Below are 11,169 nucleotides of genomic sequence, written 5' to 3'. Positions count from 1 at the left end.
TCTGGTGGGTGGCGGGCTGGTGGTCCCTCCAGGGTTGTTGTGGGGGGTGGGGGGGGGGTGGGGTGTTTGTCGGGGCCCGAAACGCTGGGGGTGGCGCGGTTTTCCCGGGCGCAACCCGCTGCGTGTGTCGCGTGTGTTGTTGCGTTATTGAGTGTGCTCAGCCGAACAATCGGCTCAGTTGCTGTGCGTGCCTCTCTCCAGTGCTCCCGAGAACTCCTCGACCGCCTGCGCTCCCGAAATTCGCGCGCCGTCGTCGAAGAGGAACAGCGGCACGGAGCTCACCTTTTCCTCGCGCACGCGGGAAAGTTGTGCGTCCAGCACCTCGTCGCCCACCTCGGCCGGCAGAACCCCGACCTCGTCCGCGAGGCGTCGCAACGTCTCGGGTTCGGCGATGTTCACCCCGTCGGTGAAATAGGCGCGGAACAACCGCTCCACCATCTGCTCGCCCTTGCCCTGCTCCGCCGCCGCGAGCACCAGGCGGTGTCCGGCGCCCGTGTTGGTGAAGATGGCCCGGTCGAAGTGCACGTCGAGACCGTCCTCCGCGCCGAAGGACCGGTCCTTGGAAATGGCCTTGGCCCTTTCCTCGCCGAAGGCGTCTCGGTGCACCTCGAACAACGGGCGCCCGGTCGCCGGTTCGTCCGACGACAGATGGAACGGACGGAAGACGACCTCGACCTCCCCGCCCTTCTCGCGATACCGCTCGACGGCCGCGGAGAACCGGGCGAACCCGAGATAGGAATGAACACAGACAAGGTCGTAGAAGAATTCGACACGGCGGGGGGTTGTTTCGCTCGGCTTCATGTATCCACCTTCCAACCTGAAGCGCGGTTCAGGTCAAGCTGTACTCGAAATAGTTCTGTACGGGGCTGCATTGGGCTGCGGTCAGCCGACGACGGTCCACGTGTCGTTGCCGGCGAGGAGGGTGGCCAGGTCGCCCTTGCCGTTCTGCTCGATGGCGCTGTCGAGCTGGTCGGACATGAGGGTGTCGTAGACCGGGCGCTCGACGTCGCGGAAGACGCCGATCGGGGTGTGGTGCAGGGTGTCGGGATCGGCGAGGCGGGAGAGCGCGAAGGCCAGCGTCGGGGAGGTCGAGTGCGCGTCGTGGATGAGGATGTGTGACTCGGTCTCAGAGGTGACCGGGACAACTTTGAGGTCGCCGGTCGCGGGGTCACGTACGACGCCTTTGGCACGGTCCGCCCCGAAGCGGATCGGCTGCCCGTGTTCCAGGCGGATGACCGCCTCCTCGGCCTGCTGCTTGTCCTTGAGGACCTCGAAGGCGCCGTCGTTGAAGATGTTGCAGTTCTGGTAGATCTCCACCAGCGCGGTGCCGGGGTGCTCGGCGGCCTCGCGCAGCACCGAGGTGAGGTGCTTGCGGTCGGAGTCCACGGTCCGCGCCACGAAGCTCGCCTCCGCGCCGATCGCGAGTGAGACCGGGTTGAAGGGCGCGTCCAGGGAGCCCATCGGCGTCGACTTGGTGATCTTGCCGACCTCGGAGGTCGGGGAGTACTGACCCTTGGTCAGGCCGTAGATCCGGTTGTTGAACAGCAGGATCTTGAGGTTGACGTTGCGGCGCAGGGCGTGGATGAGGTGGTTGCCGCCGATGGACAGCGCGTCGCCGTCTCCGGTGACCACCCACACGCTCAGGTCCCGCCGGGAGGAGGCGAGTCCGGTGGCGATGGCCGGGGCGCGGCCGTGGATGGAGTGCATCCCGTAGGTGTTCATGTAGTACGGGAAGCGGCTGGAGCAGCCGATGCCCGAGACGAAGACGATGTTCTCCTTGGCCAGGCCGAGCTCGGGCATGAAGCCCTGCACGGCGGCCAGAACGGCGTAGTCACCGCAGCCGGGGCACCAACGCACCTCCTGATCGGACTTGAAGTCCTTGGCGGTCAGGGGCAGGTCGGCCTTGGGGATGAGGGTGAGGGCCTCAGTGGGCATGGCGTGCGGCCTCCTTGAGGGCGGTGGCGAGCTGCTCGGCCTTGAACGGCATCCCGTTGACCTGCGTGAAGGACTGGGCGTCCACGAGGTACTTGGCACGGATGAGCGTGGCGAGCTGGCCCAGGTTCATCTCCGGGATCACCACACGGTCGTAGGCCCGCAGCACCTCGCCCAAGTTGTGCGGGAAGGGGTTGAGGTGGGTCAGATGGGCCTGCGCCACGCTCTCGCCGTCCGCCCGTAGCCGGCGTACCGCCGCGGTGATGGGCCCGTAGGTCGAACCCCAGCCCAGGACGAGCAACTTGGCATCGTCGCCCGGGTCATCGACAGTGACCTCCGGGACCTGAATGCCGTCGACCTTGGCTTGGCGGGTGCGGACCATGAAGTCGTGGTTGGCCGGGTCGTACGAGATGTTGCCGGTGCCGTCCTGCTTCTCGATGCCGCCGATGCGGTGTTCGAGACCGGGCGTGCCGGGGATCGCCCAGGGGCGGGCAAGAGTCTCCGGGTCGCGCTTGTAGGGCCAGAAGACCTCGGTGCCGTCCTCCAGGACATGGTTCGTCCCCGAGGCGAAGGCGACCCGGAGATCCGGCAGCTCGTCCTCCCCGGGCACCCGCCACGGCTCGGAGCCGTTGGCCAGGTAGCCGTCGCTCAGCAGGAACACCGGGGTGCGGTAGGTGACCGCGATCCGTGCCGCTTCGAGGGCGGCGTCGAAGCAGTCCGCCGGGGTCCTGGGCGCCACGATCGGCACCGGAGCCTCGCCGTTGCGCCCGAACATGGCCTGCAGCAGGTCGGCCTGCTCGGTCTTGGTCGGCAGACCCGTCGAGGGACCGCCGCGCTGGATGTCCACGATCAGCAGCGGCAGCTCAAGCGAGACCGCGAGACCGATCGTCTCCGACTTCAGCGCCACACCCGGACCCGAGGTCGTGGTCACCGCGAGCGAGCCGCCGAACGCCGCGCCCAGCGCCGCCCCGATGCCCGCGATCTCGTCCTCGGCCTGGAAGGTGCGCACACCGAAGTTCTTGTGCTTGCTCAGCTCGTGCAGGATGTCCGAGGCCGGCGTGATCGGATACGAGCCCAGGTAGAGCGGCAGATCCGCCTGCCGGCCCGCCGCGATCAGCCCGTACGAGAGGGCGAGATTGCCGGAGATGTTGCGGTAGGACCCAGGGGGGAACGCGCTGGTCGCCGGGGCGACCTCGTACGAGACGGCGAAATCCTCGGTCGTCTCACCGAAGTTCCAGCCCGCTCTGAACGCGGCGATGTTGGCCTCGGCGATCTCCGGCTTCTTGGCGAACTTCGTCCGCAGGAACTTCTCCGTGCCCTCGGTCGGCCGGTGGTACATCCACGACAGCAGACCCAGCGCGAACATGTTCTTGCTGCGCCCCGCGTCCTTGCGGGACAGGCCGTGTGACTTCAGCGCCTCGACCGTCAGCGTAGTCAGCGGCACCGGATGCACCTGGAAGGCGTCCAACGACCCGTCGGCCAGGGGGGATTCGGCGAAACCGACCTTCTGCATCGCGCGCGGCGTGAACTCGTCGGTGTTGACGATGATCTCGGCCCCGCGTGGCACATCGGCGATGTTCGCCTTCAGCGCCGCCGGATTCATCGCGACCAGAACGTTCGGCGCGTCGCCCGGCGTAAGGATGTCGTGGTCGGCGAAATGCAGCTGAAAGGAGGAGACACCCGGCAGTGTCCCGGCAGGAGCACGGATCTCGGCGGGAAAGTTCGGCAGTGTCGAGAGGTCGTTCCCGAAGGACGCCGTCTCCGAAGTGAACCGGTCACCGGTGAGCTGCATGCCGTCACCCGAGTCACCCGCGAAACGGATGATCACCCGGTCCAGGCGGCGGATCTCGTTCTGCTTCAAGGTAGTCGCCCTTTCCGGAGGCGGTAGCAACGTGCGCTGGAACATGCGTGGTTGACGGCGGCAGTGAAGGGCCGGCCACCCGGCCCCGGCCGCTAGGCCGACGAGCCGGCCGCCCGCCGCACCCCGTCCAGGAGCTCCGCCTGCCGCAGGCACACGGGATCAGGCGTGGACCGCGCGCGTACGCCGTCCCTGAAGGCCGCGACCGTGCGGGCGACCTGGTCCGCGGGCGGCAGTTGGATCACTTCCGTACCGGAGCGGCGCTCGACGCGGATCTCCGGCACGAAATCCGCGGGCGGCGTGAAGGCGCGCTCCACCGTGATGCGGCCCTCGCTCCCCCACAGTTCGTAGGAGGACCGGTAGGCGTGGTCGAGACCGAAGACCAGCCGGGCGCCGATGCCGCCGGGCGTGCCCAGGAGGGCCTGCCCCGCGGTGTCCACCTCGCGGCCCTGGCCCCGGCCGAGCAGCGCGCCACGGACGTCGAGGCCGTCGCCCAGGAAGTGCAGGGCGGCCCGGACCGGATAGACGCCCGTGTCCCAGAGGGCGCCGCCGCCCAGGTCGGCGCGGTGCCTGATGTCGTCGTCCGGCAGGCGCGGGATGGCGAACGCGGCCTGGAACGCCCGCAGTTCGCCGATCGTGCCGTCGGCGACGAGCTTGAGCACCGCGTCGTGCAGCGGATGATGGACGAACATCACGTTCTCCATCATGAAGAGCCCCGACTCCCGCGCCAGCGTGACGAGCCGGCGGGAGCTCTCCAGGTCGGTCGTCAACGGTTTCTCGGCCAGTACGTGCTTTCCCGCGCGCAATGCCGCCTCGGTCCACTCCGCGTGCAGGGCGGCGGGCAGCGGGAGGTAGACCGCGTCGATGTCGTCGCGGTCGAGGAGCCGCTGGTAGCCGTGCACGGGCTCGGCGTCGTAGGTCCCGGCGAGTTCCTCGGCCCTGCCCGCGTCCCGGCTGGCGATCGCGGTGATCCGGATGCCGTCCGTGGCCGCCATGGCGGGCAGCACACGCCGTCGGGCGATGTCCGCGCAGCCCAGCAGACCGACCCGTATCCCGCCCTTCTGATCACCCATCACGACCGTCCCGCGAGTGCGTTGAGGCACAGGAGCAGCGTGCGGGCCTGGACGTTGAGGTAATGGCCGTGCCGGGCCAGGGAGTTGAGCTGGTCGCGGGCGATCCAGCGGTAGCCGGGGGGCGCTTCCGCGGGCACCTTCTCCTCGTCCGCCTCGACGATGAGGTAGCGGCTCTCGGCATTGAGGAAGCGGCCGCCCTCCTCCGAGTGCACCGCCTCGTAACGGATCTGCGAGGGGGTCGCGGCCAGGACCACGTCGAGGAAGGGCGGGCGGTATTCGCCCTCCAGATAGGCGTAGTTGTCGGGGGTGTGCATGACGGTGGGCGCGAGTTCCACCGTGTCCAGGAGGCCGCCCTCGACGCGCGCCTCCATCAGGACGTGCGGCACTCCGCCGATGGTGCGCGTCACGAAGGCGGTGACGCCGAGGCCGTGCGGTTCGAACACCGGTTGGGTCCAGCTGGTCACTTCCCGGCTGCCGGCCTCCACGCGCAGGGCCACCACGCTGAAGTAGCGGCCCTCCTCGTGGTCGATGGACATGTCCCCGCGCTTCCAGCCGCTCGCCTCGTCCAGCGGAACGCGTTCCGCGTGGACGTCGTGGCGGGCGCGCTCGGCGGTGAACCAGGACAGGACGTCGGTGTCCGAGTGCAGGGCGCCCTCGTCCTCCTGGGGCAGCGGCGCGCAGGCGAGGACGGTTCTGGTGTCCATGTTGATGACGTTGTCGCGGTGCAGGAGCTCGCCGATCTGGCCGAGGGTCAGCCAGCAGAAGTCCGGGTCGAGCGGAACGTCGTCGACGGCCTCGACGATCATGTTGCGGTTGCTCTTGCGGAAGAACCAGGCGCCGTGCTCGGACTGCAGCGAGTCGGCGATCACCCGGCCGCGGTCCGGCTGCGTGAAGTACTCGATGTACTTCACGTCGGCGCCCTTGTGGACCTTGGTGTAGTTGCTGCGGGTGGCCTGGACGGTCGGCGAGAGCTGGAGCAGGTTGCGGTTGCCGGGTTCCATCTTGGCCTGCATCAGGAAGTGCAGGACCCCGTCGAACTCCTTGACGAGCAGGCCGAGGATGCCCACCTCGGGCTGCTTGATGGTGGGCTGGTACCACTCGCGGTGCGGACCGGTGTCGCGGGTGACGTGCAGGCCCTCGACGGTGAAGAACCGGCCGCTGCGGTGCACGAGGTTCCCGGTGGCGGCCTCGAAGGACCAGCCGTCCAGGCCGCTGAAGGGTATGCGTTCGACCTTGAAGTGGTGCGCGCGGCGCCGCTCGTCCAGCCAGTCGGCGAAGTCGTCGGTGCGCAGCCGCGCGCCCTGTGCCGTCGCGGCCGACCGCGCCATGCGGTGGGCGACGGCCGGGTCGTCGCGCGACGTCAGCGTGGTCGGCCGGGGGGTCGGCCTGCCGGGTGGGGCGTACATGGGGCTCACTCCTTGCGGATCAGGGGCAAAAGGCGCGCGTCAGGAAGCGGTGGGTACGGTGGCGCGGTCGGCGGTGGTGGGTGCGCCGGTCCCGCGGACGGCGCCCGCGGAGTCGAGGAAGGCGTCGAGGACCTGCCGGTAGTACGTCGGCGTGAAGCCGAGCCGGGCCGTCTCGGGCACGAGGCGCCGCAGCTTCTCCGTGCAGATGACGTGGTGTGCCCCGGCGTCGCGGTACTCGCGCTCGACGTCGAGGCCGAGCCGCTCCTGAAGGTGGTCGACGATGTGGTCCACCGGCACCGCCTCCCCCGACGCCACGTTGACGGTCTCGCCGCGTACGCCGCGTTCCAGGAGGCAGTCGATGACGGTGACCACGTCCGCGACGTCGATGAGGTCGCGGGTGGCGCCCCGGTGGACGCGGACCGCGCCCTCCAGGACCTGCCGGAGCAGCGAGGGCATCAGTTGGTGCGGCGGCTGTCCCGGCCCCACCAGGTGACCCAGGCGCAGGATGAGGTAGTCCGCTCCTGAGGCCTTGAGCCGCTGCTCCAGTGCGAACTTGTGAGCCCCGTAGGGGGTGCAGGGGGTGATCGGGCCGTCCTCGCGTCCCGTGCCGCCCCCTTCTCCGTACATCCCCGTGGACGCGGTGGAGAAGAACAGGAGCCGGCGTCCGGTGGTCCGGCACCGCTCGGCGACCTCGTCAAGGAGTGCGGACTCCCGGGCGAAGTCGTCGTCCGAGGTGCCGCCGGCCCAGGAGACACCGGCCGCGAGGACGGCGGTGTCGGGGTGCCGGTCGGCGATGGGCCGGAGGTTCCGGGCGAGAAAACCGTTTCCGACGATTTCCATGGTCATCCACGGGCTCCCACGAATTCCTTGATCGAGGAGACGACGTAGTCGAGCATCTCCTCGGTCAGGCCGGGGTAGACCCCGATCCAGAAGGTCTGCTCCGTGATGATGTCGCTGTTGGTCAGCTCGCCGACGACACGGTGCGGCTGGCCTATGTAGGCCGGGTGGCGGGTGAGGTTGCCGGCGAAGAGACGGCGGGTGCCGATCTTGCGGCCCTCCAGGAAGTCCACCAACTCGGCGCGGCTGAAGGGCGCTTCGGGCGACACGGTGAGGGCGAAGCCGAACCAGCTCGGGTCGCTGCGCGGGGTGGCCCGCGGAAGCAGCAGATGCGGGAGGCCGTCGAGGCCGTCGTACAGCTGCTTGAAGTTCTTGCGGCGCGCGGCGCAGAAGTCGTCGAGCTTGGCCAGCTGGGTCAGGCCGAGCGCGGCCTGCAGGTCGGTGGCCTTCAGGTTGTAGCCGACGTGCGAGAAAATGTACTTGTGGTCGTAGCCGGCGGGCAGCGTGCCCATCTGGTACTTGAACCGCTTGAGGCACTTGTTGCTCTCGCCCGGCTCGCACCAGCAGTCACGGCCCCAGTCGCGCAGCGACTCCACGATCCGGGCGAGCGCCAGGTTCGAGGTGAGGACGCAGCCGCCCTCGCCCATCGTCAGGTGGTGTGCGGGGTAGAAGCTGACGGTCGTCATGTCGCTGAACGTGCCGGTGAGCTGCCCGTCGTAGGTCGAGCCGACCGCGTCGCAGTTGTCCTCGATGAAGAACAGGTCGTGGTCTTCCGCGAGTTGGGCGATCTCGGCGACCTCGAAGGGGTTGCCGAGGGCGTGCGCGATGATGATGGCGCGGGTCTTGGGACCGATGGCCTGGGCCACCCGGTCGGCCGTCGTGTTGTACGTGCCGAGCTCGACGTCGACGAAGACCGGTATCAGACCGTTCTGCAGGATCGGGTTGACGGTCGTGGGGAAGCCCGCGGCGACCGTGATGACCTCGTCGCCGGGGCGCAGCCGCCGGTCCTCCAGGAGGTGCGAGGTGAGGGCCGTGGTGGCGAGCAGGTTGGCCGACGACCCGGAGTTCGTCAGATGGGCCTTGCGCCGCTTGAGCTTGCGCGCGAACTGCGACTCGAACTTGCGGGAGCTTCGCCCCGCCGCGATCCGCATGTCCAGGGCGGCCTCGACCAGGGCGAGCCGGTCCTCCTCGTCCAGGACTGCGCCGGACGGCCAGATCTCGGTGGTTCCGGGGACGAAGCCCCTGTCGTCCTGGATGTCCCGGTGGTACTTGCGGACTTCGTCCATGACGAGTTCCTTGTGCACGCTCATGCTGTTGTGCCCTTCCTGAGGTGATGCTCCGTCATGCCCGGTTCGCCGCGATCGCCTTGGAGTGCTGCCACCAGTCGGTGTTCTCGCGGTACCAGTCGACGGTGTCGGCGAGGCCCTGCTCGAAGGAGACGCGCGGCTCGTAGCCGAGGTGTTCGGCGATCTTGGTCTCGTCGAGCGAGTAGCGCAGGTCGTGCGCCTTGCGGTCGGCGACGCGGCGCACGCTCGTCCAGTCCCTGCCGGTGAGTTCGAGCAGCCGCTCGGTGATGGCGCGGTTGGTGCGTTCGTTGCCGCCGCCGACGTTGTAGACCTCGCCGGCCTGGCCCTTGTTCAGGACGAGGTCGATCGCGCGGCAGTGGTCGTCGACGTGCAGCCACTCGCGTACGTTGGCGCCCTCTCCGTAGAGCGGCACGGTGAGGCCGGCCAGCAGGTTGGTCACGAAGAGCGGGATGAGCTTCTCGGGGTGCTGGTAGGGCCCGTAGTTGTTGGAGCAGCGGGTGATCGACAGGTCGATCCCGTGGGTGCGCCAGTACGAGCGGGCGACCAGGTCGGACGCGGCCTTGGAGGCGGCGTACGGGGAGTTGGGCGCCAGAGGCCAGGTCTCGGTCCAGGAGCCCTCGTCGATGGAGCCGTACACCTCGTCGGTGGAGACGTGCACGACACGCTCGACGCCGCTGGCCAGGACCGCTTCGAGCAGGGACTGGGTGCCGAGCACGTTCGTGCGGACGAACTCCGCGGCCGACTCCAGGGAGCGGTCGACGTGCGACTCGGCCGCGAAGTGCACCACGGCGTCATGGCCGGGCAGCAACTGGCGCAGCAGGTCGCCGTCGAGGATGTCGCCCTGGACGAACGTCAGCCGGGGGTCGTTCGCCGGCAGGCTCTCGCGGTTGCCCGCGTAGGTGAGCTTGTCGACGACGGTGACCTGGGCGCCCTCCCAGCCCGCGTACTCGTCCTGCAGAAGCGTGCGTACATAGTGCGAGCCGATGAATCCGGCGCCACCTGTGACCAGGACCTTCATGCTGCTGCCACCTCTACGCTGGTGTGGTCACCGACAACGAGCCGGTGCTGGGCCGCCTGTCCGACGGTCGCGGACCTTCCGATCACCGAACCGTGCAGACCACGGACCTCGGTGACCGTCGCGCCGTCGAGGGCGATGGATTCGTCCATGTGGGTGCCGCGCAGGACGCAGTCCTTGCCGATGGACGTGTACGGGCCGACGCGGCTGTCCTCCACCAGCGTTCCGGCGCCGATGATCGCCGGGCCCTCGACGGTGGAGCGGACGATGCGGGCACCGGCCTCCACGACGACCTGGCCGGTGATGACGCTCGTGGCGTCGACCTCGCCCACGACGTCGGGCTTCACGTCGTCGAGGAGCTTGCGGTTGCACGCCAGTACGTCGTCGACGCGGCCGGTGTCCTTCCAGTAGCCCTCGTACTGGCTGGCGCGCACGTCGGCGCCGTGGGTGAGGAGCCACTGGATGGCGTCGGTGATCTCCAGTTCGCCGCGTGCGCTGGGCTCGATGGAGGCGACGGCCTTGTGGATGGCCGGCGTGAAGAAGTACACGCCGATCAGGGCGAGATCACTGCGGGGCTGCTTGGGCTTCTCCACCAGGCGGGTCACCCGGCCCTCGGAGTCGAGCTCGGCGACACCGAACGCGGTGGGGTCGGCCACCTTGTAGACGACCACCTGGGCCGCGGGGCGGTCCGCGGCGAACTGTGCCGAGATCTCCCCCACGCCCTCGGGGAGCATGTTGTCGCCGAGGTACATCACGAAGTCGTCGTCCCCGAGGAAGGGCCGGGCGAGCGAGACGCAGGCGGCGAGTCCGGTCGGGTTCTCCTGCGGGATGTACGTGATGCGCACGCCGAGCGCCGATCCGTCACCGACGGCCGCCTCGATCTGCTGGGCGCCGCCGCCGACGATGACGCCGATCTCGGTGACGCCGAGGTCCCGGATGTTCTCCAGGACGTGCTGGAGAACCGGCTTGTTGGCTATCGGAATGAGCTGTTTGGGCATCGAGTAACTGAACGGGCGCAGGCGGGTGCCCGACCCGCCCGACAACACCAGGGCCTTCATGAAGATGTCCTCCTCATTGCGGTGCCCGCTTGGGGCGGTTCTCGCTTGTGGCTGAATTCCGACGGAATTCCGGTTGAATTCCGCCGCCGCGCCTATACGTAGGGTTTGTGGGGTTCATAGGGCATGAGCAGGCCGGCGGCTGCCGCCTGTGCCGCCGTCGGCGCCTTGGCGTCCTTGTCGGAGATGAGCGGCGGCTCCGTGAAGCCCCAGGGCAGGGCGAGTTCGGGGTCGAGCGGATCGATGTCGACCTGGGTGCCCGGGACATGGGCGGTGGAGAGGACGTAGCAGATGCAGGCGTCCTCGGTGAGGGTGAGAAAGCCGTGTCCGACGCCTTCGGGGACGAAGACCGAGGTGCCCGCGTCGGCGTCCAGTTCGTTGCTCACATGGCGCCCGTACGTGGGCGACCCGAGGCGCAGGTCGACCAGGATGTCCCGCAGGACGCCCCGGACGCTGGTGACGAACTTCGCCTGGCCCGGCGGGTTGGTGACGCTGTGGATGCCCCGCAGGGTGTTGCGCCGGGACACGGAGTAGTTGATCTGCCGTGGGGTGAAGGGGCGGCCCGCGGCCTTCTCCAACTCCTCGGTCCGCAGCGCTTCGTGGAACGACCCCCGCTCGTCCCGCAGATGGTTGGGTTCGATGACGAAGGCGCCGGGGATCTCCAGCTCGGTGATGCGCACGTGTGC

At 68.8% G+C, this 11,169-nt stretch carries 10 protein-coding genes; all 10 read right to left on the bottom strand.

The window, feature by feature from the left end:
- Positions 1-174 precede the first annotated feature (174 nt).
- The 10 genes from ACWFRU_RS10560 to ACWFRU_RS10515 all read right to left on the bottom strand — a co-directional run bounded on the left by ACWFRU_RS10560 (position 175) and on the right by ACWFRU_RS10515 (position 11,163).
- Positions 175-801, bottom strand: a complete 627-nt coding sequence (locus tag ACWFRU_RS10560; protein ID WP_453685714.1) for a DsbA family oxidoreductase — start codon at positions 799-801, stop codon at positions 175-177.
- 81 nt (positions 802-882) lie between these two features.
- Positions 883-1,935: a 2-oxoacid:ferredoxin oxidoreductase subunit beta gene (locus ACWFRU_RS10555; RefSeq protein ID WP_453685713.1), complete on the bottom strand. Its 1,053-nt coding sequence runs from the start codon at positions 1,933-1,935 to the stop codon at positions 883-885.
- Positions 1,925-3,838, bottom strand: a complete 1,914-nt coding sequence (locus ACWFRU_RS10550) for a 2-oxoacid:acceptor oxidoreductase subunit alpha (protein ID WP_453685712.1) — start codon at positions 3,836-3,838, stop codon at positions 1,925-1,927. Before ACWFRU_RS10550 ends, ACWFRU_RS10555 begins: the two co-directional genes overlap by 11 nt.
- A 47-nt stretch (positions 3,839-3,885) precedes the next feature.
- On the bottom strand, positions 3,886-4,863 hold the full coding sequence (locus ACWFRU_RS10545; protein ID WP_453685711.1) for a Gfo/Idh/MocA family protein: 978 nt from the start codon (positions 4,861-4,863) through the stop codon (positions 3,886-3,888).
- The gene (locus ACWFRU_RS10540) at positions 4,863-6,269 is read right to left on the bottom strand and encodes an NDP-hexose 2,3-dehydratase family protein (protein WP_453685710.1); all 1,407 of its coding nucleotides are present in this window, start codon (positions 6,267-6,269) and stop codon (positions 4,863-4,865) included. The genes ACWFRU_RS10545 and ACWFRU_RS10540 overlap by 1 nt, the downstream gene beginning before the upstream one ends.
- A gap of 39 nt (positions 6,270-6,308) precedes the next feature.
- Positions 6,309-7,115 (bottom strand): NAD-dependent epimerase/dehydratase family protein, encoded by an 807-nt coding sequence (locus ACWFRU_RS10535; protein ID WP_453685709.1) that lies wholly within the window; start codon positions 7,113-7,115, stop codon positions 6,309-6,311.
- On the bottom strand, positions 7,112-8,416 hold the full coding sequence (gene rfbH / locus ACWFRU_RS10530; protein WP_453685708.1) for a lipopolysaccharide biosynthesis protein RfbH: 1,305 nt from the start codon (positions 8,414-8,416) through the stop codon (positions 7,112-7,114). Before rfbH ends, ACWFRU_RS10535 begins: the two co-directional genes overlap by 4 nt.
- Before the next feature lie 31 nt (positions 8,417-8,447).
- Entirely contained in the window at positions 8,448-9,431 is a 984-nt protein-coding gene (gene rfbB, locus ACWFRU_RS10525) for a dTDP-glucose 4,6-dehydratase (RefSeq protein ID WP_453685707.1), read from the bottom strand.
- Entirely contained in the window at positions 9,428-10,486 is a 1,059-nt protein-coding gene (locus ACWFRU_RS10520; RefSeq protein ID WP_453685706.1) for a glucose-1-phosphate thymidylyltransferase, read from the bottom strand. The genes rfbB and ACWFRU_RS10520 overlap by 4 nt, the downstream gene beginning before the upstream one ends.
- Positions 10,487-10,578: 92 nt before the next feature.
- Positions 10,579-11,163, bottom strand: a complete 585-nt coding sequence (locus ACWFRU_RS10515) for a dTDP-4-dehydrorhamnose 3,5-epimerase family protein (protein WP_453685705.1) — start codon at positions 11,161-11,163, stop codon at positions 10,579-10,581.
- Between the last annotated feature and the right edge of the window lie 6 nt (positions 11,164-11,169).

It is taken from the genome of Streptomyces sp. NPDC055099 (genome assembly GCF_053607685.1).
Note: the sequence above shows the minus strand (reverse complement) of the source record. Positions and strands in the feature narration are given on the sequence as shown.

Excerpts from the sequence above, each read along its gene's own strand:
- ACWFRU_RS10520 (WP_453685706.1), bottom strand. The coding sequence starts at position 10,486 with ATGAAGGCCCTGGTGTTGTCGGGCGGGTCGGGCACCCGCCTGCGCCCG.
- ACWFRU_RS10550 (WP_453685712.1), bottom strand. The coding sequence starts at position 3,838 with ATGTTCCAGCGCACGTTGCTACCGCCTCCGGAAAGGGCGACTACCTTG.
- ACWFRU_RS10545 (WP_453685711.1), bottom strand. The coding sequence starts at position 4,863 with ATGGGTGATCAGAAGGGCGGGATACGGGTCGGTCTGCTGGGCTGCGCG.
- rfbB (WP_453685707.1), bottom strand. The coding sequence starts at position 9,431 with ATGAAGGTCCTGGTCACAGGTGGCGCCGGATTCATCGGCTCGCACTAT.
- ACWFRU_RS10560 (WP_453685714.1), bottom strand. The coding sequence starts at position 801 with ATGAAGCCGAGCGAAACAACCCCCCGCCGTGTCGAATTCTTCTACGAC.
- ACWFRU_RS10535 (WP_453685709.1), bottom strand. The coding sequence starts at position 7,115 with ATGACCATGGAAATCGTCGGAAACGGTTTTCTCGCCCGGAACCTCCGG.
- ACWFRU_RS10540 (WP_453685710.1), bottom strand. The coding sequence starts at position 6,269 with ATGTACGCCCCACCCGGCAGGCCGACCCCCCGGCCGACCACGCTGACG.
- ACWFRU_RS10555 (WP_453685713.1), bottom strand. The coding sequence starts at position 1,935 with ATGCCCACTGAGGCCCTCACCCTCATCCCCAAGGCCGACCTGCCCCTG.
- rfbH (WP_453685708.1), bottom strand. The coding sequence starts at position 8,416 with ATGAGCGTGCACAAGGAACTCGTCATGGACGAAGTCCGCAAGTACCAC.